This window comes from Sphingomonas sp. UYEF23 (assembly GCF_040546165.1).
Lineage (GTDB): Bacteria > Pseudomonadota > Alphaproteobacteria > Sphingomonadales > Sphingomonadaceae > Sphingomonas > Sphingomonas glacialis.
The window spans coordinates 153016-178109 of sequence record NZ_JBEPNG010000003.1; the positions used below are offsets into that span (position 1 = coordinate 153016).

Annotated in this window: 17 protein-coding genes; 8 read left to right on the top strand and 9 right to left on the bottom strand. The window is 67.6% G+C overall.

Annotation, left to right across the window (positions count from 1 at the left end):
- Positions 1-75: 75 nt before the first annotated feature.
- Complete coding sequence (locus ABIB28_RS06835) at positions 76-1152, bottom strand: Gfo/Idh/MocA family protein (protein ID WP_354287860.1); 1077 nt, start codon at positions 1150-1152, stop codon at positions 76-78.
- 35 nt (positions 1153-1187) lie between these two features.
- Here ABIB28_RS06835 and ABIB28_RS06840 point away from each other — a divergent pair, with 35 nt between their 5' ends.
- Positions 1188-2096, top strand: coding sequence for an aldo/keto reductase (locus ABIB28_RS06840; RefSeq protein WP_354287341.1), 909 nt, complete (start codon positions 1188-1190; stop codon positions 2094-2096).
- Entirely contained in the window at positions 2093-3163 is a 1071-nt protein-coding gene (locus ABIB28_RS06845) for an LLM class flavin-dependent oxidoreductase (protein WP_354287343.1), read from the top strand. Before ABIB28_RS06840 ends, ABIB28_RS06845 begins: the two co-directional genes overlap by 4 nt.
- Before the next feature lie 205 nt (positions 3164-3368).
- Here the strand turns inward: ABIB28_RS06845 and ABIB28_RS06850 are convergent, their stop codons facing one another.
- The 8 genes from ABIB28_RS06850 to ABIB28_RS06885 form a co-directional block, all read right to left on the bottom strand.
- The gene (locus ABIB28_RS06850; RefSeq protein WP_354287345.1) at positions 3369-4388 is read right to left on the bottom strand and encodes an oxidoreductase; all 1020 of its coding nucleotides are present in this window, start codon (positions 4386-4388) and stop codon (positions 3369-3371) included.
- A 149-nt stretch (positions 4389-4537) separates the two neighbouring features.
- Entirely contained in the window at positions 4538-7483 is a 2946-nt protein-coding gene (locus ABIB28_RS06855) for a TonB-dependent receptor (protein ID WP_354287347.1), read from the bottom strand.
- Positions 7484-7701: 218 nt separating this feature from the next.
- On the bottom strand, positions 7702-9270 hold the full coding sequence (locus ABIB28_RS06860) for a carboxylesterase/lipase family protein (protein WP_354287349.1): 1569 nt from the start codon (positions 9268-9270) through the stop codon (positions 7702-7704).
- Complete coding sequence (locus ABIB28_RS06865; RefSeq protein WP_189676369.1) at positions 9257-10261, bottom strand: sugar kinase; 1005 nt, start codon at positions 10259-10261, stop codon at positions 9257-9259. The genes ABIB28_RS06860 and ABIB28_RS06865 overlap by 14 nt, the downstream gene beginning before the upstream one ends.
- A gap of 112 nt (positions 10262-10373) precedes the next feature.
- Positions 10374-11129, bottom strand: a complete 756-nt coding sequence (gene kduD / locus ABIB28_RS06870) for a 2-dehydro-3-deoxy-D-gluconate 5-dehydrogenase KduD (protein ID WP_354287351.1) — start codon at positions 11127-11129, stop codon at positions 10374-10376.
- A 118-nt stretch (positions 11130-11247) separates the two neighbouring features.
- The gene (gene kduI, locus ABIB28_RS06875; protein WP_354287353.1) at positions 11248-12090 is read right to left on the bottom strand and encodes a 5-dehydro-4-deoxy-D-glucuronate isomerase; all 843 of its coding nucleotides are present in this window, start codon (positions 12088-12090) and stop codon (positions 11248-11250) included.
- 17 nt (positions 12091-12107) lie between these two features.
- Complete coding sequence (gene uxaC, locus ABIB28_RS06880; protein ID WP_354287355.1) at positions 12108-13550, bottom strand: glucuronate isomerase; 1443 nt, start codon at positions 13548-13550, stop codon at positions 12108-12110.
- 79 nt (positions 13551-13629) lie between these two features.
- Positions 13630-14655 carry a LacI family DNA-binding transcriptional regulator gene (locus tag ABIB28_RS06885; protein ID WP_133191464.1) on the bottom strand — a complete coding sequence of 342 codons (1026 nt, stop codon included), beginning with the start codon at positions 14653-14655 and terminating at the stop codon, positions 13630-13632.
- Between the two features lie 124 nt (positions 14656-14779).
- Between ABIB28_RS06885 and ABIB28_RS06890 the strand changes: the two genes are divergently transcribed.
- The 6 genes from ABIB28_RS06890 to ABIB28_RS06915 all read left to right on the top strand — a co-directional run bounded on the left by ABIB28_RS06890 (position 14780) and on the right by ABIB28_RS06915 (position 24984).
- A complete protein-coding gene (locus ABIB28_RS06890; RefSeq protein ID WP_354287358.1) occupies positions 14780-16276 on the top strand; it encodes a UxaA family hydrolase in 1497 nt (498 codons plus the stop codon).
- On the top strand, positions 16273-17712 hold the full coding sequence (locus ABIB28_RS06895; protein ID WP_354287360.1) for a mannitol dehydrogenase family protein: 1440 nt from the start codon (positions 16273-16275) through the stop codon (positions 17710-17712). The genes ABIB28_RS06890 and ABIB28_RS06895 overlap by 4 nt, the downstream gene beginning before the upstream one ends.
- Positions 17713-17819: 107 nt before the next feature.
- A complete protein-coding gene (locus ABIB28_RS06900; RefSeq protein ID WP_354287362.1) occupies positions 17820-18614 on the top strand; it encodes a 2-keto-4-pentenoate hydratase in 795 nt (264 codons plus the stop codon).
- A gap of 61 nt (positions 18615-18675) precedes the next feature.
- Entirely contained in the window at positions 18676-19974 is a 1299-nt protein-coding gene (locus ABIB28_RS06905) for an MFS transporter (protein ID WP_189676376.1), read from the top strand.
- Entirely contained in the window at positions 19964-23761 is a 3798-nt protein-coding gene (locus tag ABIB28_RS06910) for a LamG-like jellyroll fold domain-containing protein (RefSeq protein WP_354287364.1), read from the top strand. Before ABIB28_RS06905 ends, ABIB28_RS06910 begins: the two co-directional genes overlap by 11 nt.
- Complete coding sequence (locus ABIB28_RS06915; RefSeq protein ID WP_354287366.1) at positions 23758-24984, top strand: DUF885 family protein; 1227 nt, start codon at positions 23758-23760, stop codon at positions 24982-24984. Before ABIB28_RS06910 ends, ABIB28_RS06915 begins: the two co-directional genes overlap by 4 nt.
- Positions 24985-25094: the final 110 nt, after the last annotated feature.

The following is a 25094-nucleotide window of genomic DNA, read 5'->3' on the forward strand; positions in this document are numbered from 1 at the left end:
TGGCGATGGGTATTATCGTCTTGATCGTTCTGACAGCGTGATCAGGCTTGCCAGCAGTAAAGTTCCGCTTCGCGCTCAGACTCCGAGCTCGGCCATTTCGACGACGCGATGTTCGCGCGCGCTGATCTCGGCGGCGGTGCCGATCGCGACCGCCATCATACCATCATGCGCGGTGACGTCGACTGGTCCCGCCCCGCGGACCGCGGCGTTGAAGCGCTGATGCTCGTAGAAGGTCGATCCGTGATGGCTGCCCGCGTTGAGCGCGGTCTCGTCGGTATGGACGACTCGGCGCGTCGCCTGCTTGGGATTGCGGAAGCCGACGCGCGGGGAATGGACCAGCGCGCCCTCGGGGATCAGCACGTCGAGCCGCGCATCGCTGCCGACCGCGGTGATCTCTTCCTGATTCTCCGCGCCATCGGCGAACATCGACAGGTCGAGCATCGCGCGCACGCCGTTGGCGAAATCGACCGTCGTATAGCTGTTGTCGATGATGTCGGGCCGCTCGCCGTCATAGGTTTCGTCTAGATGGTTCACGTCCATCGCGCCCGAGCAATAGACGCGCACGGCCTCGCTCTGCGTGATCAGCCGCATCAAGTCGAAGAAGTGGCAGCATTTCTCGACCATCGTCCCGCCGGTGTTGCGGTTGAAGCGGTTCCAGTCGGCGACCTTCACCAGGAACGGAAAGCGATGCTCGCGGATCGACAGCATCTGCAGCCGCCCGATCTTGCCGCCATGGATGTCGGCGATGAACTCGGCCGCGGGCGGCATGTAGCGATATTCCATCGCGGTCCAGAAGACCGTGTCGGTCTGCGCGGCGCGATCGACGATCCAGCGGCAATCGTCGAGCGTCGTCGCCAGCGGCTTCTCGCACAGGATGTGAAGCCCCGCATCGAACAGCGGCTCGAGCACCGAACGGTGCGTGAAATTGGGGCTAGCGACGATCACCGCATCGCACAGTCCGCTGCTGGCGAGCGCCTCGACCGAATCGAACGCGGCCGCCTGCGCGGCCTTGTCGCCGAGCGCGTCCTTCGCCCAGCCGAGCGACCCTGCCGCGGGATCGGCAAGCGCGGTCACCACCGCACCCGGCGTGATGGCAAGGTTGGTGATGTGCTCGACGCCCATCATTCCAGTGCCGACCAGGCCATATCGCACTTGCTCTACCACGGGATTCGCCTCATATGACAACGATGTCTGAAATCACACTTACACCCGAAATGCGTCCGCTCGGCAAGAGCGGAATCATGGTCTCGCCGATTGCCTGGGGGATGTGGCGTTTCGCCGGCGTCACTCCGGCCGAGGGCAGCGCGCTGATCGAGGCGGCGTTCGCCGCTGGCGTCACGCTGTTCGACACCGCCGACATCTACGGCTTCAACGGCAGCGGCGGGTTCGGCGATGCGGAGTCGCTGCTCGGGCAGATCTTCAGCGCGACGCCGGGTATGCGCGACCGGATGGTGCTCGCGACCAAGGGCGGGATTACCCCACCCGTGCCATATGATTCGAGCCGCACCTATCTGGTGCGCGCGCTCGAGACCTCGCTCAAGCGGCTGCAGGTCGAGCAGGTCGATCTGTACCAGATCCACCGCCCCGACATTCTCGCGCATCCGCAGGAAGTGGCGCGCACGCTCGAGGAAATGGTTTCCAGCGGCAAGGTCCGCGCGGTCGGCGTGTCGAACTACACGATCGCACAGACGCAGGCGCTCGCCGCGCTGCTGACGATCCCGCTCGCGACCGTCCAGCCCGAATTCTCGCCGCTCGAGCTCGAGCCGATCACCAACGGCCTGCTCGATCTCGCGATGGAGCGCGACATGGCCGTGCTCGCCTGGTCGCCGCTCGGCGGCGGGCGGCTTGGCGCACCCGAGGACGATCGGTCCAAGAATGTCGCAGCGGCGCTCGATGTCGTCGCCAACGCGGCGGGCGTGTCGCGCGCGGCAGCCACCTACGCGTGGATCATGGCGCATCCGGCGCGCGTGATCCCGATCGTCGGCACGCAGAATGTCGCGCGGATCGGCGAGATCGCCGACGTCTACAAGGTCAAGTTCACGCGCCAGACGTGGTACGATGTGCTCGTCGCCGCGCGCGGGGAGAAGCTGCCATGAGCGCGCTGCTCCCTTGCGAGATCAGCTGGTTCTCTGCGCTGTGCGATGACGATTACGAGTTCCTCGGCGTCCCCGACGCCAAGCTCAAATCGAGCTGGGAACATTGCCGCGACATCGTGCTGCAGGCCGAAAGCGGCGGGTTCGACAATATCCTGCTGCCCTCGGGCTATCAGCTCGGCATCGACACGACCGCCTTCGCCGCCGCGATCGCACCGATGCTCACGCGCATGGCGCTGCTGATGGCGGTGCGGATCGGCGAGACCTGGCCGCCGCAGCTCGCGCGCCAGATCGCGACGATCGACCGGCTGCTCGGCGGGCGGCTCACCGTCAACATCATCTCGTCGGACATGCCCGGCGAAACGCTCGGCTCGGCGCCGCGTTATGCGCGGACAGTCGAGGCGATGCAGATCCTCAAGACGCTGCTCAACGGCGACCCGCTCGACCATGACGGCGAGTTCTGGAAATTGAAGATCGATCCGCCACGCATCGGCACCGTTTCGGGCAAGGCACCGCTGCTATATTTCGGCGGACTGTCGCCCGACGCGCGCGAAGCAGCGGCCAAGGGCTGCGACGTGTTCCTGATGTGGCCCGACAAGCAGGAAGTCGTCGCCGGCATCATCGCCGACATGACCGCGCGCGCCGCCGCGCACGGCCGCACGCTGAAGTTCGGTTACCGCGCGCATGTCATCGTGCGCGATAGCGAAGCCGAGGCGCGCACCGCGGCGGACCGCTTGCTGTCGAAGCTCGACGCCGCCGAAGGCGCGGCGATCCGGGCGAAGTCGCTCGATTCGACCTCGGCTGGCGTCGCGGCGCAGGCCGCTTTGCGCGAAGGCGCGTCGGACGACGGCTATGCCGAGGCCAATCTGTGGACCGGCGTCGGGCGTGCGCGCTCGGGTTGTGGGGCTGCGATCGTCGGCGATCCCGACCAAGTGCTCGCCAAGCTCAACGCCTATCGCGAGATGGGGATCGACGCGTTCATCCTCTCGGGCTACCCGCATGCGGCCGAGGCGGATCTGTTCGCGCGGCATGTCCTGCCGCATATCGAACATGGGGCTTTGGCGCGCTGACAGGGGCATAGCGCGTTCGATCGAGCGGGCTGGGTTCGCGCAGAGGACGCAGAGGACGCAGCGGGGTAGCGCGCGAAGCGAGAAAGCGACTGCCAGCACGTGCGGTACGAAAGTGGGGCGGGCTGCCGCCGGCAACCCTCCCTCCTTGCGTCCTCTGCGCCTCTGCGCGAACCCAATCCACCGTCGACACGCTCACCAAGCAGGCTTAAATAGCAAGCCTCCGTCCGCCCATTGCACTTTCGCGCGCAAGCGCGATCAAGCGCATGACGGTCAGCGCTTCCTCCGCCGGGACCGGCGCCGCCGCGCCCATGGTGATCGCCGCCACGACCCCTTCGTAATAACCCCGCCAGTCGCCCCGTTCGCTCGGCACCGCGCGCGCGACGCCCTCGGCATCGGTCAGCATCCCATAGGCGGCGGGCGCATCTTCGCCAAAGCCGGGCGTCGTCGGCGGCAGCCCCGCGCGCAGCACGGCTTCCTGCGGGTCGATGCCATGTTTGACGAAGCTCCCGCCCGTCCCATGCAGCGCGAAGCGCGGCCGCGGCGCCGCGAGCAAGGTTGCCGCCGAGACGATCACCCGACGCGCGCCATAGTGCAGCGTGAGTTCGAAATAATCCTCGGTCGTTGCCGCCGCACGCTGTGTAGCGAGGTCCGCGGTCAGCGCCTCGGGCATCCCGAACAGCTGCAGCGCCTGGTCGAGCAGATGCGGGCCGAGATCGTTGAGCAGCCCCGCCCCCGCGGTCTCGCGCCAGCCGGGCTTGATCGCGGGGCGAAAGCGGTCCCAGCGCAGTTCGGCGAGCGCGATGTCGCCGAGCGTCCCGGCGTCGACCAACGCACGCGCGGTCAGGAAGTCGGCATCCCAGCGGCGATTGTGGAATGCCGACAGCATCAGCCCCTTCGCCTCGGCGAGCGCGATCAGCGCCGCGCCATCGGCGGGATCGGTGACGAACGGCTTGTCGATCACGACCGGCTTGCCCGCTTCGAGCGCCGCCTTGGCGAGCGGGGCATGGAGATGGTCGGGCGTGGCGATCACCACCAGGCCGATATCGGGATCGGCGAACAGCGCCTCGGCATCGCCCACCGCCTTCGCCTGCGGCCAGTCACGCGCCACCGCCGCGGCACGCGAGGTCACCACGCCCGCCAGTCGCAGCCCCGGCACCGCGCCGATCAACGGCGCATGGAAGGAGGCTCCGGCGAGCCCGTACCCGATCAGTCCGACATCAATCATCATACTCTCCTAGCCGAGCCGCCGCGCCCGTGCCCAGACCGGAAACGGTCCGACAAACTCGCGACCGTCGAGCCGCGGCGTGCGCCCGAAACAAAAACGGACGATGCCGAACCCGGCACCGTCCGCGAGGGGAGGAAACGCGCTCTAGGTCAGAGCTTCATGCGCGCGCCGAAAATGATCGTGCGGCCGAAATGGTTGTTCTCGTAATTCCGGTTCGCATCGAGATCGGTATAGCGATCGCGATAGGTATCGGTGAGGTTGGTGCCCTCGATCGACAGCTCGAGCCATTTGGTGAAGCGATAGCGCACCGACGCATCGATATTGGTCGTGGCGTTATAGCCTTCGAACACGTTGCCGGTGCCGCTGTTCTGGTCGACATACGGCCCGCGATAGCTGATCGAGCCGCGCGCGCTGAACTTGCTGTCCTCATAATAGAGCGTGCCGTTAAACGCCTTTTTCGACAGCCCGAACAGCGTCGAGGTCCGCTGCACCGCGGCCGGCGCGACGAGCCGGCAAGTGAACTGCGTCGCGCACACCAGCGTCGATGGCCCGACCACGCCGTAGCTCGCCGTGCTGTCGATGAAGGTCGCGTTGGCGATCCCACCGAAATTCTTGAGGAAGCCCGGCAGGAATTTGAACGGCGCCTGCACCGACAGCTCGATCCCCTTGAGCGATGCCCCGGTCCCGTTGATCGTGTTCGAGACGGTGTAGAGCTGGGTCGGATCGTTCCGAATGTAGCCAGCCGAGCTCGGCAGCAGCACGTCGCGCGTCAGCCCCGCCTCGGCGAGCGTCTGCGTGACGCTGTTCGACACCGGGAAACTGTCGATCGATTTCTTGAACACCGCGACCGATGCGATCGACTGCGGCGCGAAATACCATTCGATCGCAAGATCATAGGCAGTCGCGCGGAACGGATCGAGGAACGGGTTGCCGTTGGTGATCCGGAAGTTGTTGCCATCGGCCGAGCCGCCTGGCGTTAGATTGCCGAGCGTGGGACGCGTCATCACCTTGGCGACCGCGCCGCGCACGATGATGTTCTCGGTCGGATACAGCGCCACGTTAAGCGATGGCAGCCAGTCGTCATAATCGCGCTTCACCGTCAGCGTCGCGCTGTTGATGATTCCGGTCGAGACCTGATTGGTCTTTGCATAGCGAACGCCTGCGTTGAAGGCGTAGCGCAGGCCGAAAAGCTCGCCCTTGGTGTCGAACTCGAGATAGGCGCCCTTGACCTCTTCCGAGACGCTGCGCGTGTTGCCCGGATCGACGACCGGGGTCCGGCTGTAGAGGTTGGTGTAGGCCGCCGCCGCAGGAATGTTGGCGATGGCAAATTGCGTGGTCGTACCCGCCGGCTGCCCGGCCGAACCGAGGCTTACGATATCGGCCAATGCCGAGGTCACCGGGAAGCCGTACACCGACCCCGGCGCGATCGCGCTCGTCGGCGAGCAGTTCAGCGTGCCGAGTACGAGATCCTTGCCGCCATTGCCGCACACCACCGTGTCGCGGGTGAAGCCGGCGGTATCGAAGCTGAATTTGCGATAGACGCCGCCCGCCTTGATCTGAAAACCCTCGGCGACGTCCCATTCGCCGCGCAGCTGCGCGGTGCGGAACTTGTTGACCGTATCGGACGGGCGATCGCGGATTTCGGAGAGCTGGTAGCTGGTCGGATCGGCGACATTACCGCCGAAGGTCAGCTTCGGGCTCCTCATGTTGGTATAGTCGTACTGATACCCCTGCGCCGCCTTGTTATCGAACAGGATGGTGGTCTCGACCGGAATGCTTGCATCCGACTTCGACACGCCGCCGAGCAGCGTGAAGCGGAGTTTATCGGTGACATCCTGATCCCAGGTGCCGCCGATCTGGTAGAATTCGGTGCTCGACTTGCGCAGATAATGTTCGTTGCGGTTGTAGGCGTCGTTGAGCGTCGACGAGATCAGATTGTTGTTCGCGTCATAGACCGGATTGACCAAGTCGATCGACCGCTCGTTGCTCCGCAACAGCACCTCGACCCATTGCTCCTCGCGCGTTTCCTTGAACTTCGAATAGAGCCCGTCGATCGAGATTTTGGTCTTCTCGGTCGGTGCGAACTGGACGCTGCCAGTAAGCCCGAGCCGCTCGCGGTTGTGCTTGATCACCCCGTAGCGCGGGATGCGCGGGTGGAACGCCAGCGACGCCTTGTCGCACGCCGCGCTCGAACGGTAGACGCCGCCGCTGTTCGCCGCGGGCGTGGTGAAGACCTGCGCCGCCCCCGTACCGCTCGTATTGTAATAGCACGGCGTGCCGTTGACCGAGTCGAACTGCGCCTGCGCCCAGCGCGTCGTGTTGTTGCCGAGCTCAAGCGTATCGAGCTTCGAATAGGCGCCCGAAACCGATGCGCCGAAGGTGCCGGCATCGTTGCGCCACGACAGCAGGCCAGCGACCCGTGGGCCGGTCGTCTTCGACAGCGTATTGTACGATCCCTGCACCGACAGCGCGCCGGTGAATCCGGCCTTCTTGCCGCCGAGCGGGTTGCCGGTGTTGAGATCGACGACAGCGCCGAGCGAGCCTTCGTCGAGCGAAGCCTCGGCGGTCTTGTGGACGACGAGCGAGCTGAACAGCTCCGAGGCGAAGACGTTGAAATCAAACGCGCGGTCACGGTTGGCGCTGGCGCCATCGGTCGAGGTCGCGACTGTCTCCATCCCGTTGACGCGGACGCGGGTGAATTGCGCGCCGAGGCCGCGCACGGTGATCGCGCGGCCTTCGCCCGCGTCGCGCTGGATCGAGATGCCGGGGATGCGCTGGAGCGATTCGGCGAGGTTCTGATCGGGGAATTTGGCGATGTCTTCGGCGACGATCGAATCGACCGCGGCAACCGAATTCTTCTTCACGTTGAGCGCCGCCTGGAGCGACTGGCGGAAGCCGGTGACGACGATGTCCTGCCCGGTCGCATCGGCGGCCGTGTCGGCAGCCTGGCTTTCGACCGGGGGCGCGCCAACCGGCTGCGCGGGCGAACCCGGCGCGGCTTGCGCCAGCGCGGCGGCGGGGAGCAGCAAGGCGGTGACGATCGCGCCGACCGAGACACCGTGCTGCAGCTTCAGGCCCTTGGAAAGCGTGCTCATTTCTCATCCCCCCTAACCGCCATGCGTCGTCGCGCGGCGGTGATTGACACCGGTTGCTGGGCCGGCTCCGCGGTGGAGCGTCGGATCAGCGAACAGGAGAGGAAAATGCGCGCCTGTGCGGCGCATGGCACCTCTCCTGCCCGACGGTCGCTCTGCGGCGATCTCGTCCTGACGCTTAAATGTCGCCTTTGGTAACCGGTGTCAACGGCGTTTTTGAGTCAGCTGCCCGGCTGGATATAGGGCACGCGCGCAAACAGTTCGCGCTGCCAGCGGCGGGGATCGTCGGCGCGCTGCGACACCGCATCGATCATCATCGTCGCGCGCTGCGTCAGGTCGTAGCGCGGCCAGGCGGGCAAGCCGGCATGGCTGGGATCGCCGGTCTTGGCGAGTGCGACGAAACTGTCCTGCAGCGCCTGCGATGCAGCGCGCGCGTCGGCGCCCGTGCCCGTCTGCGACCCGCGTGCGCCGAGCGTCCCGAACACCAGCGGAATGTCCATCGTATGGAAGGCACCGCGCCGCGGATCGGTGCGTGACCCGAAATTGACTTGATAGACCCAGGCCGGCGCCCCGGCGCGCGCCCGTGCCTCGGCCTCGATCACTTGCCCGCGCCAGCTCCGCCCCGCCGTGGTCGCGCCGTAGAACACGTCGACCGGCGACCAATCGGGGAAATGCGCGCGATATTCGGACACGACCCATTCGGGGAGCACGTCGATCCGCAATTCGGGTGCCATCCGTGCGGCGATATTGTCCCAGCTGAGGCCCTTCAATTTGGGACCGTCGATCGCGATGAAGCCGCGCGTCTCGTCGCGGACGTTGCCGAGGATCAGCGGAATGCCGAGCCCCTGCGGATTGGCGTCGGGCCAGAACGGGTGCCGCACCAGCCATTTCATGTCGAGCACCGGCCCGAAATACACCCCGCCGCCGAGGATCGGATCGGTCGCGTCGAGCGCGGCGACGAGCCGTTCGGGCGGCATGGCGAGCAATGGCGCGAGGTTGCGCTCGTCGACGCCAAGCTTGGCGAGATAGGCGCGCGCGCGGGCGGTCGCGTTGAGCGGGCCGGAGGCGGTGACTTGCTGGCCGCTCATCGTCGCGGCGCGCTGGAACAGGCCGCGTGCGACGGGCATCCCCAGCATCGTTGCGATCTTCGCGCCGCCACCCGATTGGCCGAACACCATCACGCGGTTCGGATCGCCGCCGAATGCCGCGATATTGTCGCGTACCCATTTGAGCGCGAGGATCAGGTCGAGCTGCCCGGCATTGCCGCTGTCGGCAAAGCGCGGATCGAGCCGCGCGAGATAGAGGTAACCAAGCGCATTGAGCCGGTGGTTGACCGTGACCACGACGACATCGCCGCGCGCCGCAAGCGTCGCGCCGTCGTTGAGCGGATCGGTGACGCTGCCGTTCGAATAGGCCCCGCCATGGATGTAGAGCAGCACCGGCTTCGCGCGCGCCGCGCCCGGGCCGGTCCAGATGTTGAGGAACAGGCAGTCCTCGGATTGCGCGCCATAGCCGGTCCCGCTCTGCGGCGCGACCGGGCCGAACTGATCGGCGCGGTGGACGTCGCTGCCGTAGCGGAACGGCGTCGGCGCGCAAAAGCGCTCGGCGCGGCCGTAGCGGATGCCGCGATACGCAACCGTAGTGCCGTCCCGGACGCCCTCGAAGCGGCCAGCCTGACACGCAATGCGCGGTGCGGCAGTCCCCGCCGCGCGCAACCCGCTCGCGCCCAGCGCCAGCGTCGCCGCGCCGCTGCCGAGCAGCGCGCGGCGGGTCAGTTCAGCGGCGGACATCGAGCCCGCCCGCCAGATACGCATCGATATCGGACTGGCGGAACAAGGAAGCATCGCCCGGGAGCGAATGCTTCAGCGCGGCCAGCGCGAGGCCGGTCTTTGCCGCCTCGCCAATGTCGCCACCGCGCCGCAAGGCGTGGAGCACGCCGGCGGCAAACGCATCGCCGCCACCGATCCGGTCGACGATCCCGGCGAGCACGACTTCCTCGGTTTGCGCATGCCCCGCGCGCGTATCGATCCGCGCCGACAGGCGATGGAGATCGACATGTTCGACGTGCCGCGCGGTCGACGCGATCGTCTGGAGCTTGGGGAAGGCCGCGAACGCCGCGTCGACGGCTTCGCGCCGGCGATCCTCGCCATCGCTGCCGAAGTCGCGATCGAGCAGCAGCGCGATGTCGCGGTGGTTGCCGAACATGAGGTCGGCATGCGCGACCAATTGCGTCAGGATACCGCGCGGGTCGCTGTCCCAGCGCTCCCACAATTTGCCGCGCCAATTGCCGTCGAACGAGATCGCGATGCCTTTGGCCGCCGCCGCTTCCGCCGCGGCGATCGCGCTGGCGGCAGGGACGGGTCCGAGCGCGGGGGTGATGCCCGACAGATGCAGCCGATCGACACCGTCGAGCAGCGCATCCCAGTCCCACGCTTCGGTCGGGGTTTCGGCGAACGACGAGTAGGCGCGGTCGTAGATCACTTCGGTCGCGCGCAGGCCCGCGCCCGAGGTGACGAAATACAACCCCATCCGCTCGCCGCGCAGCAGGATGCCCTTGGTGTCGACCCCCGAACCGCGCAGGCTGGTCAGCGCGGCGCGGCCGAGATCGTTGTCGGGCACCGCACTCGCGACCGCGACGTCGTGGCCGAGCCGGGCGAGTGCGCTCGCGACATTTGCCTCGGCGCCGGCGATCCACACGTCGAGCTTGGGGGTCTGCATCAACAGCTCGCGCCCCGGCGGCGACAGACGCAGCATGAGTTCGCCGAAAGCCAGAAACGTCATGTGTCGATACCCCTTACGTCACCCCGGCCTCGTACCGGGGTCCACTTCTCAAAGCGCCCCCCGCTTGCGGCGCGGTGGGCCCCGGCACAAGGCCGGGGTGACGGCCGCAGGCTCAGCGTGCGAGCCAGCCGCCATCGACCGCAAGGATATGCCCTTGCACATAGGCCGCCGCCGCACTGCACAGAAACACCGCCGCGCCGCCGAGATCGCTCGCATCGCCCCATTTGCCCGCCGGAATGCGCTCGAGGATCGAGCGGTTGCGGCTTTCGTCGGCTTGCAGCGCCGCGGTGTTGTTGGTCGCGATATAGCCCGGTGCGATCGCGTTGACGTTGATCCCCTTGCCCGCCCATTCGTTGGCGAGCAGCTTGGTGAGGCCGCCGATCCCGCTCTTGGACGCAGTGTAGCTCGGCACGCGAATGCCGCCCTGGAAGGTCAGCATCGAGGCGATGTTGACGATCTTGCCGCCGCCATTGGCGATCATGTGGCGCCCGGCCGCCTGGCACAGGAAGAACACCGACTTTAGGTTGGTGTCGATCACCGCGTCCCAATCCGCCTCGGTGAAATCGACCGCGTCGGCGCGGCGAATGATACCGGCATTGTTGATGAGAATGTCGAACCCGCCGAGCTTTTCCACGGTTTCGTCCACGACTCTTTGCACAGGCGCGATCGTCGAGAGATCGGCCGAGACGATTTCGGCGCGGCGGCCGAGCGCGCGGATCTGCGCCACGGTCTCCTCGGCGGGGGTGCGGCCGACACAGGCGACGTCGGCGCCCGCCGCGGCAAGCGCGACGGCGATCGCCTGGCCGATGCCGGTATTGGCGCCGGTGACGATGGCGACCTTGCCGGTGAGATCGAAGGGATTGGTCATTGTTCTTCTCCTCCCCTCCCGCGTGCGGGAGGGGCTAGGGGAGGGAATGGAGAGGGCGCGCTCCTTTGCGACTGCCCTCCCCCAGCCCCTCCCGCAAGCGGGAGGGGAGCAGGCTGCGCTACGCCAGCTGGCAGATATCCAGCACGTTCATGTCGGTATAATCCTGGTTCTCGCCCGCCATTGCCCAGATGAAGGCATAAGCCTTGGTGCCCGAGCCCATGTGGATCGACCAGGGCGGGCTGATCACGGCTTCCTCGTTCGCCATCACGATGTGCCGGGTGGCCTCGCCCTCGCCCATGTAGTGGAATACGCGATCCTTCTCGAGATCGTCGAGCTCGAAGTAGAAATAGATTTCGCTGCGACGCTCATGGATGTGCGGCGGCATCGTGTTCCACACCGAACCCGGCTTGAGCACGGTCAGGCCCATCACCAGCTGCGCGCTGTCGCAAATGCCGGGAATGACCATCTGGAAGATCGTCCGCTCGTTCGATTCGGCGAGGCTACCGCGCTCGAGCGCGGTCGCGTCCTTGGTCGAGATCAGCTTGGTCGTGAACGCCTTGTGCGCCGGGCACGACGCTAGATAGAAGCGCGCGCCTTCGCCCGAAAACTGCACGTCCTTCGCGCCCATCGTGACGTAGAGGCAATCCTTGTTGCCGAGCGTGAAGACCTCGCCGTCGACGGTGACGGTGCCTTGCGCCGCGCCGACATTGACCACGGCCAGTTCGCGCCGCTCGAGGAAGGGATGCCCTGCCGCCGAGGCCGGCTCGGTCTGGTCGGGCAGCTTGACCGCGCCGCCCGCCACCGCGACGCCGCCGATCACGAAGCGCTCGGCATGCGTGTAGTTGAGCACGCATTCGCCCGCGCGGAACAGGTCCTGGATCAAATAGCGATCGCGCAATTTGTCATTCGAGACGCATTCCATCATGTCGGGATGCGTGGCGTAATAGGTACGGTCGAACATGGGGAGGCTCTCCGGGGTCAGGCCGCTTTGGCGGCGGCTTCGGGTTGGTCGATACGGTAGGCGCGGCGGACGAGGCCGCTGGTCAGCTCGTGCGCGAGCTCGACGGCTTCCCAATCCTCGAGCCGGTGCTCGGCGACGAGCTGCGCGAGGAAGCCGCAATCGATCCGCCGCGCGACATCGTGCCGCGCTGGGATCGACAGGAAGGCGCGCGTGTCGTCGTTGAAGCCGACGGTGTTGTAGAAACCTGCGGTCTCGGTGGTCATCTCGCGGAAGCGCCGCATCCCCTCGGGGCTGTCATGGAACCACCACGACGGCCCGAGCTTGAGGCACGGATAATGCCCGGCGAGCGGCGCCAATTCTCGCGCGTAGACGCTTTCGTCGAGCGTGAAGAGGATGATCGACAGCGCGGTCGAGGTGCCGAAGCGATCGAGCAGCGGTTTCAGCGCATTGACGTAATCGGTGCGCATCGGAATGTCGGCGCCCTTGTCGCGGCCGTGGCTCGCGAACAGGCCGGCATTGTGGTTGCGGAAACTCCCCGGGTGGAGCTGCATCACCATCCCGTCCTCGACTGACATCGCCGCCATCTCGGTCAGCATCTGCGCGCGGAACAGCTCGGCATCGGCCGGGGTCCAGCTGCCGCCGACGATCTTCGCGAACAGCGCCTCGGCCTCGTGCGCCGACAGGTTGGCGGTGGCGGCGGTCGGATGGCCGTGGTCGGTCGCGGTTGCGCCCGCCGCGCGGAAATCGGCGCGGCGCTTGCGGTGCGCGGCGAGATAGCCGGTCCAGCTATGGACGTCCTCGCCGGTCAGTTCGGCAAACCGCGTCATCGCACGGCCGAATTGCTCATGCTCGACGTCGATCACGCCATCGGGGCGATACGTGGTGACGACACGGCCCTGCCAGCCCGACGCGCGGATCCGGTGATGCGCGCCGAGATCGTCCTGTGGGCCTTCGGTCGTCGCGAGGAAATCGATCTTGAAGCGATCGAACAGCGCCCGCGGCCGGAACGCCGGGCTGGCGAGCTTCTCGGCGATCGTGTCGTAATATAAATCAGCGGTGGTCGCATCAAGCGCGACCTGGAAGCCGAACACCTCGGCAAAGACATGGTCGAGCCAGAGGCGCGACGGCGTGCCGCGGAAGAGGTGGACGTTCTGCGCGAACAGCCGCCACGCTTCGCGCGGATCGGTCGCGGGGACGCCAGCTCGGCTCGGGATCGCGAGCGCATCGAGGTCGACGCCCTGGCTGTAGAGCATCCGGAAGATGTAGTGATCGGGCGCGAGCAGCAGCGCGGTGGCGTCGCTCCAGGCTGCATCGTCGGCGAACCAGCCGGCATCGGTGTGGCCGTGCGGGCTGACGATCGGCAGGTCGGCGATCTCGGCATAGAGCGTGCGCGCGATCGCGCGGGTCGAGGGGTCGCTCGGGAAAAGCCGATCGGGGTTCAGGTCGAGTGGTCGTGTCATCATCATCTCCCGCCCCGCTTGTCTTTGCGGGCTTGGTAACCGGTGTCAGGGTGCGTCGCAAGATCGCGCCGCAAATTCGCTAATGGCTTGGCGCCGCCACCGATGCGCGGCGGATCAGCGTCGACAGGAAGAGCGACGGCTCCTCGACGATATCCTCGCCGTCCAGCCCTGCGGTGAGTTTCAGCGCGGCGGAGCGCGCCATCGAAGCGATCGGCCAGCGCACCGTCGTCAGCGGCGGCCAGACATGCGCGGCAACGGGCGTATCGTCGAACCCGACGATCGACAGATCCTTCGGGATATCGAGCCCGCGTTGCCGCGCGGCGTGCATCACGCCCGCCGCCATCTCGTCGTTGCACGCGAAGATCGCGGTCGGGCGTGGCATCAGGTCGAGCAGCCGCTCGGCCGCGGTCAGCCCCGATTCGAAGGTGTAATTGCCGTCGGCGATCATGCTGCGCGGCAAGGCGATCCCGGCATCGGCCAGCGCTTGCTCGAAGCCCAATCGCCGCTCGCGCGCCGAGCGGAAGCCGTGCGGCCCGGCGATCAGCCCGATCCGGCGATGCCCCTGCGCGATGAGATATTCGGTCGCGCCGCGTACCGCCTCGCAATCGTTCGATGCGACCATGTGATCGTCATCGTCGAGCCGCGCCGAGCCCATGCGGACATAGCGACAGCCGATCTCGGCGCACAGCTTGGCGATCGTGTCATTCTCGCTGATCGGCGGGAGCAGGACGAGCCCGAACAGCCGCTGGCGTTCGAGGAAATGCCGCAGATCGACCAGCATCGTCGCCGATCCGCGATCGACCGGGCGCACCACCAGCTCGAACTCGGTGCCGTGGAGCGCTTCGAGAATGCCTTGCTGGACGTTCATCACCATCTGCGCGTTGGGATTGTCGTGGACGAGCCCGATCAGGAAATTGCGCCGCAGTGCCAGAGCGCGCGCCTGCGGGTTGGGAATGTAGGCGAGCTCTGCAATCACATCCTCGACACGGCGGCGCGTATCGTCGTTGAGCAGCGGCGAGCGATTGATCACCCGGCTGACGGTCTTCTTCGAAACGCCCGCGATCCGCGCGACATCGTTGATCGTCGTTTGTCCGCTGCTCTTCATCGGCCATGACATAATCGCCCCGGGGCGGGCTTGGCTAGTGGCCTGACCAAAACACGGGCAAGCCTTGCCAAGCGAGCGCGCGCTGGGGCACAGCGCTGATACCGGTTACCGAAAGACCTTTGCCGTGCCCAAAGCGCTTCTGATCCATCCCGACGACACCGTGGCGACGCTGGTCGAGCCCGCGTTTTCCGGCGATACGCTCACCTTCGGAACGCAGAAGGTGACGGCGCTGGCCGACACGCCGAGCGGCCACAAGATCGCGATCCTGCCGATCGCCAAGGGCGCCCCCGTGACCAAGTTCGGCTTCCCGATCGGCACCGCCACCGCCGACATCGCGGTAGGCGCGCACGTCCATTCGCACAATCTTGCGACCGCGCTCGACGGGACGCTCGACTATCGCTTCACGCCGGGCGCAGTCGCCTCGCCGCCGGCCGACCCGGACCACGCGACCTTCCAGGGCTATGTCCGCGCCGACGGCCGAGTCGCGACGCGCAACGAAATCTGGGTGCTGCCGACCGTCGGCTGCGTCGCGCGCACCGCGACGCGAATCGCCGCGCTCGCCGATGCGGCGCTCTCCCACGCGAGCGGCGACGGCGCGATCGATGGCGTCCATGCCTTCACGCATCCATTCGGCTGTTCGCAGCTCGGCGACGATCTCGACGGGACGCGCAGCATCCTCGCCGCGCTTGCCTGCCATCCCAATGCCGGTGGCGTGCTGATCGTCGGGCTCGGCTGCGAATCGAACCAGATCGCCGCGTTGCTCGAGGAAATCCCGGCGGCGCGGCGCCCGATGATCCGCACGCTGGTGACGCAGCTTGCCGGCGACGAAATCGACGAAGGCGTCGCCAAGGTCGCCGAGCTGGTCGCGCTCGCGCGCGCCGAGCGCAGCACGGTCGGGCTCGACCGGCTCGTGCTGGGCGTGAAGTGCGGTGGGTCGGACGGGCTGTCGGGGCTGACCGCCAACCCGCTCGTCGGGCGGATCAGCGAGCGCGTCGTCGCGGCGGGCGGCAGCGTCGTGCTGACCGAAATCCCCGAAATGTTCGGCGCCGAGCGCCTGCTGATGGACCGCGCGGTCGATGAGCGCGTGTTCGACGGGATCGTGACGATGGTCAACGATTTCAAACGCTATTTCCTCGATCATAATGAGCCCGTTTCGGAGAACCCCTCGCCCGGCAACGTCGCGGGCGGGATCACCACGCTCGAGGAAAAATCGCTCGGCGCGGTGCAGAAGGCGGGCCGCGCGGCGGTGTCGCAGGTGCTCGGCTATGGCGGGCGGGTTTCGGCGACCGGGCTGACGCTGCTCGAAGCGCCGGGCAACGACGCCGTGTCATGCACCGCGCTCGCCGCGGCGGGCACGACCGCGATCCTGTTCACGACCGGCCGCGGCACGCCGCTCGGCTTCCCCGTGCCGACGCTCAAGATTGCATCGAACAGCGATCTCGCGACGCGGAAACCCGGCTGGATCGACTTCGACGCCGGCGCGGTGCTCGAGCACGGTTTCGCGCCGGTTGCCGAAGCGCTCGCCACGACGCTATGCGCGATCGCCTCGGGGGCTGCGACCGCGGCCGAACGCAATGGCGAGCGCGAGATCGCAATCTGGAAACGGGGTGTCACGCTGTGAACCGACTTGAGTATGCAGCGCTCGACGCGCTCCCCGCCGCGATCGCCCGCCCCGCGCGCGCCGCCCCGCCCGCGACCGGGATCGTCCATTTCGGCCCGGGCGCGTTCCACCGCGCGCACCAGGCGAGCTATATCGACACGCTGCTCGATGGCGACCCGAGCTGGGGAATCGCCGCGGTCTCGCTGCGCAGCGCTGCCACGGTCGAGGCGCTGTCGGCGCAGCAGGGGCTCTACACGCTCGCGATTCGCGATGCCGCGCCGGGGTTCCGCGTGATCGGTGCGCATAGCCGCTTCCTTGGCCCCGACGATGCTGCAGAAACGCAGGCGCTGCTCGCCGACGCCGAGGTAAAGCTCGTCACGACGACGGTGACCGAGAAGGGCTATTGCCTCGCAGCCGATGGCAGCCTCGATCTCGCGCATCCCGATGTGGTGCACGATCTCGCCGCGCCGGCAGTACCACGCAGCGTGATCGGCTGGATCGTCGGCGGCCTCGCCGCACGGCGCGCGGCGGGCACCCCGCCCTTCGTGATGATGCCGTGCGACAATCTCGCCAATAACGGCGCCAAGGTGAAGGCCGCGCTGGTGGCGTTCGCCGCCACGACCGACGCCGATCTTGCCGCTTGGATCGAAGCGCAAGTGCTCGTCCCCGGGACGATGGTCGATTCGATCACTCCCGCCAGCGACGCCGCACTGTACGAAACCGTCGCCGCCGCGCTCGGCGTCGAGGACCGCGCCGCGGTCCAGCGCGAGGCCTTCACGCAATGGGTGATCGAGGATGTCGGCTCCCCCGTCTGCGCCGCGCTCGCGCGCGCCGGGGCGACGCTGACCGACAATGTCGCGGGCTATGAACAGGCCAAGTTGCGCGTGCTCAACGGGTCGCATTCGACGCTCGCTTATGCCGGGTTGCTGCGCGGCCATGCCAGCGTGTCCGAGGCGATGGGCGATGTCGCGCTCGCCGGTTTCGTCGATGCGATGATCCGCGAAGACATCATCCCGACGCTGCAGCCGGTCGCCGGGCTCGACCACGACGCGTATCGCGAAGCCGTGCTCGCGCGGTTCCGCAACCCCGCGATCGTCCACCGGCTCGACCAGATCGCCGCCGATGGTAGCCAGAAGATTCCGTATCGGCTCGGCGACACGCTCGCGGCGCATCGTGCGCGCGGCGAAATGCCACAGCACGTCGTCGTCGCGCTCGGCTGCTGGGTCGCCTTCCTGATGCAGCGCGCACGTGCCGGCGTGCCGATCCTCGACCCGGCCGCCGCCGCACTCGCCACCGCCGCTGCCGAGGGTGGCGCCGCCACCGTGCTCGATCGGCTGATCGCCGCAAAGCTCGGCTTTTCGGGCGAATTGGCCGGTGATCCCGCCGCCGTCGCAGCGATTGCCGCCGCCGCACAGGCTGCGTTCGATGGCAATTGGGCGATGCTTTCGTCCGATTGAGCGGCGGGCGCGACGCGATCCGTCGCACCCCCTCTTGTCAATGACACCGGTTTCCCATACCCAGTCGCGACAAGCCGATCGAACGGCACGAGGGGGGATTGCGGCACGTGACGTCCGAAACCGGTCAAACGAATATCACGCGGATCGCCAGCGAATTCGTCACGGCGCGGCGTAACGCCACCGCCCTGGTCGAATATCCCGGCACGATGCCAGCAGCGCTCGCCGAAGCCTATGCGATGCAGGACGCCGCGATCGCGCTGACCGACAAGCCGATCGCCGGCTGGAAGGTCGGGCGGATCAACCCGCCGTTCGAAGGCGCCGACCGCCTCGCCGGCCCGATCTTCGCCGACCGGACCTTCGACGAAGGCGACACGCCGCGCGCGATGCCCGTCTTCGCCGGTGGCTTCGCCGCCGCCGAGGCCGAGTTCCTGCTGCGCATCGGCACTGCGCCCGACCCGGCCAAGCGCGACTATACGCTCGCCGAGGCGACTGCGCTGATCGACCGCGTCTGCGTCGGCATCGAAATCGCGAGCTCGCCCTTCGGCGGGATCAACGATCACGGTGCAGGCGTCACCATTTCCGACTTCGGCAACAATAACGGGCTCGTCATCGGCGCCGACGTGTCCGACTGGCGCGACATCGACGTCAACGCCTGGCCGGTCGAACTGACGATCGACGGCGTCACGACCGGCGTGGCGACCGCCGCGACGATGCTCGACGGCCCGTTCGGCGCGGCGCGCTTCCTGTTCGAGCTGATGGCGGCGCGCGGGATCGCCTTGTCCGCGGGACAATGGATCTCGACCGGCGCGGTCAGCGGCGTGCATCCGGTCGCGATCGGTGCGAAGGTCGTCGCGATCTTCGATAACCGCCTGCAGGTGGCGTGCAGCATTTCCGCGCAATAGCAACACCCCGACGATTTTCGGAATAAAGGCCCAGCATAGGGCCGCCGACAGGAGAGCGATGATGGCGACGGCCGAATTTCCGATCGACAGCACGGGCAGCGCCGCAATGGCGGGCGCGAGCGGGCGGTATCGCTGGCTGATCTGCGGGCTGCTGTTTGCGGCGACCGCGATCAACTATGTCGACCGGCAGATGATCGGGCTGCTCAAGCCCAACATCTCGGGCGAATTCGGCTGGGACGAGAACGCCTATGCCGACATCGTCTTCTGGTTCCAGGCGGCCTATGCGATCGGCTATATCAGCTTCGGGTCGATCGTCGACCGGCTCGGCGCGCGCGTCGGCTATTCGCTCGCCTTCATCATCTGGACCGCGGGCCACACGCTGTGCGGTTTTGCCGGATCGACCTTGCAGTTCGCCGCCGCGCGCGCGGTGCTGGGGCTCGGCGAATCGGGCAATTTCCCGTCGGGGATCAAGGCCGTGTCGGAATGGTTTCCGGCACGCGAACGCGCCTTCGCCACCGGCCTGTTCAACGCCGGCGCCAATATCGGCGCGGTGATCACGCCGCTGATCGTCCCCGCGATCACGCTCGCCTTCGGCTGGCGGATGGCGTTCATCGTCACCGGCGTGGCGAGTCTGGTCTGGCTCGTCGCGTGGATCGCGATCTATCGCCGCCCGCGCGAACAGCCGCGCGTGTCGGCGGCCGAGCTTGCGTATATCGAGAGCGACCCCGCCGATGCGAGCGGAAAGATGCCGTGGATCCAGCTGCTCGGCTATCGCGAGACCTGGGCCTATGCGCTCGGCAAGTTCCTGATCGACCCGATCTGGTGGCTCTTCCTGTTCTGGACGCCCGATTTCCTGTCGAAGGCATACCACCTCGATCTCAAGAGCTTCGGCCCGCCGCTCGTCGTGATCTATCTCATCTCCGATTTCGGCAGCATCGCGGGGGGCTGGTCGTCGTCGAAGCTGATGAAGCGCGGCTGGAGCGCCAATCGCGCGCGCAAGACGGTGATGCTGGCGTGCGCCTTCCTCGTCATGCCGATCTTCTTTGCGCAATATGTCGCCAATCTGTGGGCGGCGGTGGCGATCGTCGGGCTGGCGACCGCCGCGCACCAGGCCTTCTCGGCCAATCTCTACACGATCCCGTCGGACATGTTTCCGCGCAAGGCGGTCGGCTCGGTCGTCGGGATCGGCGGGATGGTCGGCGCGATCGGCGGGATGGGGATGGCCAAGTTCACCGGCTACATCCTCCAGACGACGGGCAGCTACACGCTGATCTTCGCGGTCGCGGGCAGCGTCTATCTGATCGCGGTCGGCGTGATCCATCTCCTCTCCCCGCGCCTGGCTCGCGTCGATGCGCTGTAAGGTCGGACTGGCGAGCCTGATCGCGATCGCGGTCGCGTCGCCGGCAATCGCGCAGGACGCGCCAAGCCACGGGGACGGCCTGCTGTTCCGCGCCTCGGCCGATGCCAGCCTGACTGCGGATGTGGCGGTCGGCGATCCCGTCCCGAATTTCCGCAGCAACGTGACCGTCGTCCCCGATGGCGCGATCGGCGGCGCGGCGCGCTGGGCGGATGACGGCTATGTCGCGTGGAAGGCGCCAGGCAATTTTCGCGCGCAGCGCGGCACGCTGAGCTTCTTCTGGCGGCCGCGCGACCCGCTCGGCCAGGCGCCGTTCGTGATCTTCCGCACAGGCTTTGCCGATCACAGCAGCTGGGACATGGCGTTCCTGCGGATCGACTGGAACGGCCACGGCTTCGACGCCTTCGTCACCGACGCCAATTTGTCGCGAATCCGCGTCTCGTGGACGATCCCGCAGACGCCTGCGGCCGATGCCTGGAAGCACATCGCCTTCGCGTGGGACGAGACCAAGGGCGTCCAGCTGTTCGTCGACGGCGCGCTCGTCGCACGCAAGGATCAAGTCGCCGATCTCGATTCGGGGCTCGACCAGTTCGGGCTCGCCGGCCGCGTGATGTCGCCGCACCAGGTGCAGAGCCGCTATCATTTCATGCGCGGCAGCGATCTCGACGAGATCCGCGTCTACGACCACATGCTGCAGGCTGCGGATGTCGCGGCGCTGGCCGACAAGCGCGAGCCTGCCCCGGCGCCACCGCCGGAGACGGGGCCACGCCGCACCGCCTGGCTCCACCGCTACGGCTGGGACAAGACGCTGCCGCCGCTGCTCGACGCGCCCGTCACCACCGTGCGCAAGGTCGAGTTCGCCGACGCCAAGGATCTCAAGCAATGGATGTGGAAGGGCGTCGACGGCATCGCCGAGACGACCTGGCCCGGCGTCTATAACCGCTCAAAGCTCCCCGGCCGCGACGATTACTTCGAGCTGCCCGACTGGAACGTCTATGTCGAAGGCGGCAAGCGCTACGATCTGACCGTCCCGGCGGGCGAGCGCTTCAACCGCGTCGAGATCCGCGGCGCGGCGTATGGGTCGCTGTCATGGTCGGGAGGCGGCACCTCCACAACGCTCGCGACGCGGGCGAAGGGCGTCGTGCGCAGCGTCACCACCACGCCCGAGCGGCAGGGCGGCACGCTGAGCTTCGTCAACACGATGCAGGAGCAACCGATCCAGGAGCTGTGGGCGTATGACGTCCAGGCCGGGGCCGAGCCGGCGGGACGTTTCAAGCTTTCCTACACGCTCGATGCCAACGCCTCGACCCGGATCGCGTCGCTCGCCCCGCTCGAAAGCTTCATCGCCGGGCGATACGCGCCCGATGAGCGCACCACCGTCGTCGCGTTGCCGAGCGCGGGGATCAAGGCCGCGGTCGGTGCGGGCGCGGCGGGTGCCGGTGCGCCCGTCCAGCCGCGCAGCGCGGGCCTGCCGATCGTCCACATCCTCATCCCGGCGAGTCTGGGCGACGCCTATCCCGATAAGCCGCTCGCGCGCGCGTTCGATTACGGGTGGCAGAACCTCCATGACGGGCTCGACGGCATCGCGCTCGACTTGCCCGCGCTGAAAGGCAGCGGCCCGATCGCGCTCGACATCCGCGTGAAGGACCCGATCTGGCCCGCGCGCGACATGATCGACCTCTCGGTCTCGGTCCGCCCCGGCGAGGCGCGCACGCTGTGGCTCGACCTGCGCGACCGCATCCTGTCGAACGACAGCCTCTATCTCAGCATCGCGTCGAGCGACGCGGGCTTCGACGCGGCATCGCTCAACGGCGCCAAGATCCGCCTGGTCTTCAAGGACCGCGCCGCAGCACTACCCGAACATATCGCCGACCGACTCAACCAGGTGAAGGACAATTGGGGCTTCCTTGTCGAGGAGCACACCGCCTCGAAGCGCGAGGCGCTCTACGCGCGCGTGTTCGGTGACGTTACCGATTTGCTGCGCGTCGATCCCGACAATGTCCTCGCACGGCAATATTGGGCCGACATCGATTATCGGCCCGAGAACATGCCACCCTTCGTGCAGCCCACCGCCCCCGCGGGGGTGCCGCTGTGGGCGTTCCGCCAGCTCGAGGATCTCAAGCTGACGCGGCAGTTCGTCGACTGGTGGATCGACCATCGCCAGGTCCCGTACGGCGATTTCGGCGGCGGCATTTCCGACGATACCGATCTGACGCAGCAATGGCCGGACCTCGCGCTGATGGGCGTCGAGCCCGACAAGATCAACGCCTCGCTGCGCGCGCTCGCCGACGCGTCGTACAAGAACGGAATGCGCGTGAACGGCCTCGGCTACATCACCACCGACGAGCTCCACGCTTATGAGGAAGGGCTCAACTCAGACGCGGAGCGGCTCTATCTCAACTGGGGTGAACCGATCGCGGTCGAACGGCTGATGGCGACCACCAAGGCGCTGCAGGGCGTGATCCTCAGGAACCCCGCGGGCCATCTCCACTTCGCCAGCAACTGGTATGGCGGGCGCACGATGTACCGCGAAGGCGCGTGGGAATGGCAGAAGCCGTATAGCTGGACGGTGATGCACGCGCCGATCCTGCTCGGCCTCTACAACGGCAACGCCGCTGCGCGCGGACTCGTCACCGGCACGGTCGATGGCTGGATGGCGCATGGCAAACAGGGCGACGACGGGCTGTGGTCCTACCCCAACGAGATCAACTGGCGCAGTGACGCCACGCGCGTCGGCGACGGCGGCGGGGTGACGACGCCGTTGCAATCGGCGTGGGCGGCGTGGCGCTTCACGGGCGACGCGAAATATCTCCGCCCGATCGAAGCGCGCGCGACCAAGGGCGGCGGCGCCGCGCTCGCCGAGTTCAACGAAAACGCCTTCACCGCGCTCCCGCAAGGCTTGGCGTTGCTCGCCCGCGCGGCGAAGGGCGACGAGGCGTTCGCACGCTACGCCGCCTGGTCGGCAAGCGGCGATCTCGGCACGCTCGCCGCGCTCCACGCCGACGCGATCGCCGACAAATCGCAGCATATGGCGATGTACACCGAAGGGCATTGGTGGTCCGACCGTGTCGAGCAGCCCAACGAAATCCTCCAGCGCGAACGGCTCGGCGGAATCGCGCTCAAGCGCAACCAGACCTGGCCGGGCAACACGGTGAGCTGGCGCTTCGCCCAAGCCGGGGCTGCGGAACAGGTCGCGATCCTGCTGCCGAACGCCACGCCGACGCACTTCCGCGTGCTCGGCTACAATATCGGCGCGACGCCACAGGCCGCGACGATGACCGCCTGGAATGTCACCGCCGGCCGCTGGTCGATGACGCGCGGCACGACGACCGACGACGGCAAGACGATGATCGCGGTCGGCCCAGCGGAGGCGATCACGCTCGAACGCAGCGCGAGCGTGCCCGTGGCGTTCGCCCCCACTGCGATGACGGTCTACGATTTCGCGCTCGTCACGCCATCGGCGCCCGTCGAGACGCGGCCCGATCTCGGCATCGGCCGCGACGACATCCGGGTCGAGGGGCGCACCGTGCACGTCACCGTCCATAGCCTCGGCGCGGTCGCGACGCCGCGAGCGCGCGTCTCGCTGTGGGGTGACGCGATGCTCGCCAGCGTTCCGCTTGCCCCGCTCGCCGCGCCGAGCGATCTGCTGCCCCGCACCGCCACGGTCACGCTGACGATCCCCCCCGGCCGCGATCCGCAACAGCTCGCGGTCCAGGTCGATCCGCTCGACGGCGCAGCCGACGTGACGCGCCAGAACAATCGCGTGGCGCTCGCCGACCGCGTGCGATGACGACGCGGCGCGCGGTCCTCGCCGGCGGCGCGGCGCTCGCCTTGCTGCCATGGCGCGCGCGTGCGGCCAGCGACGCCTTGCGCGCGGCACTCGACGCCGCACGCGCCGAGCGCGATCCGGTCACGGCATTGCGCTTCCTCGCGTCCTTCGATGCAGCCGCACTCTCGCCGGCCGCGCGGCTCGATCTCGTGACGGCGCGCGCAGGGCTCGCGGTCGATGCCGCGATCGTCGCGCGCGGGGTCGATCCGCGCGCCAAGCCGAGCGGCACCCGCGACGCAGGCCTGCTTACGCTCCTGCTGCGCCGCAAGCTCGGCGACGGCGTCACGCTCGACGCCGCGACGCACCGGCTCGAGCGCGAGCGCGCGCGCTGCGAGGTGCAGGCGGCGCGGTTGTTCGGAGCGATCGGCATCAACGGCGCGACGACCGGCGCGGGCTTCACGCGGCTGTGGCAGGAAGAGCGCGACTTGTACCCCGATTCGGACGCCGGTCGCGATGCCGCGGTGGCCGACATGAACCGCTGGCTCGCGATGTTCAGCGCGCAAGTGCCGACGCTGATCGGGCCGGTGCCGCGCTACGCGCTCGACGTCGCCGCGATCCGGCCGAGCGCCGCCGACATCGCCGCCGGCCGGATCGGTGCGCGCACACTGCCGACGCCCGGTCATCCCGGCGGCTACCGAGTCGACCTCACGCATGTCCACGATCGACCGCGCTGGACGCTCCCCAGCGTCGTCGCGCACGAACTCGTCCCCGGGCATATGATCCAGCTCCCGATCGAGGCGATCGCCGATCCGCATCCGCTGCGGCTCGATTATGCACCGTGCTTCACCGAAGGCTGGAGCATCGCGATCGAGCAGCGGATCGCGCAGGACGGGGGCTACGCACACGACCCCCTCTCCGCGCTCGGCCAGCTCCACTGGCGGCTGTTCCGGATCGGGCGCGCGCTCGCCGATCTCGCGATCCACCGCGACGGCCAGTCGATCGACGAGGCGCGCGCGCGGTTGGTCGCGTGGCAAGGCGAGCCCGTCCCCTTCGCGCCGTTCGACGCCGATCTCGCGCGAATCGCGCAGGATCCGATGACGCGCACCGCCGAAATGCTCGCCGCGCTGGCGATCGAGGACGGCGCGCAGCGGCGCAGCGGCGCTGCGCTGCGCCGCTACCATCAGGCGATTCTCAAGGACGGGCGGATGCGCCGCGAGGAGATCGACCGCCGCGCGCGGCACTGAAGACCGCTCCCCCGTGCCGCTGCGGATCGCAAACCAGTGTCAATTCCGCTGGACAGGCATGCGCCGATAGTGTCGAATATGTCGGGCGGGAGAGACTTCAGACCAACAGG

Coding starts and splice junctions, on each gene's coding strand:
- ABIB28_RS06840 (WP_354287341.1), top strand. CDS start 1,188: ATGTCTGAAATCACACTTACACCCGAAATGCGTCCGCTCGGCAAGAGC.
- ABIB28_RS06845 (WP_354287343.1), top strand. CDS start 2,093: ATGAGCGCGCTGCTCCCTTGCGAGATCAGCTGGTTCTCTGCGCTGTGC.
- ABIB28_RS06850 (WP_354287345.1), bottom strand. CDS start 4,388: ATGATTGATGTCGGACTGATCGGGTACGGGCTCGCCGGAGCCTCCTTC.
- ABIB28_RS06855 (WP_354287347.1), bottom strand. CDS start 7,483: ATGAGCACGCTTTCCAAGGGCCTGAAGCTGCAGCACGGTGTCTCGGTC.
- ABIB28_RS06860 (WP_354287349.1), bottom strand. CDS start 9,270: ATGTCCGCCGCTGAACTGACCCGCCGCGCGCTGCTCGGCAGCGGCGCG.
- ABIB28_RS06865 (WP_189676369.1), bottom strand. CDS start 10,261: ATGACGTTTCTGGCTTTCGGCGAACTCATGCTGCGTCTGTCGCCGCCG.
- kduD (WP_354287351.1), bottom strand. CDS start 11,129: ATGACCAATCCCTTCGATCTCACCGGCAAGGTCGCCATCGTCACCGGC.
- kduI (WP_354287353.1), bottom strand. CDS start 12,090: ATGTTCGACCGTACCTATTACGCCACGCATCCCGACATGATGGAATGC.
- uxaC (WP_354287355.1), bottom strand. CDS start 13,550: ATGACACGACCACTCGACCTGAACCCCGATCGGCTTTTCCCGAGCGAC.
- ABIB28_RS06885 (WP_133191464.1), bottom strand. CDS start 14,655: ATGAAGAGCAGCGGACAAACGACGATCAACGATGTCGCGCGGATCGCG.
- ABIB28_RS06905 (WP_189676376.1), top strand. CDS start 18,676: ATGGCGACGGCCGAATTTCCGATCGACAGCACGGGCAGCGCCGCAATG.
- ABIB28_RS06910 (WP_354287364.1), top strand. CDS start 19,964: ATGCGCTGTAAGGTCGGACTGGCGAGCCTGATCGCGATCGCGGTCGCG.
- ABIB28_RS06915 (WP_354287366.1), top strand. CDS start 23,758: ATGACGACGCGGCGCGCGGTCCTCGCCGGCGGCGCGGCGCTCGCCTTG.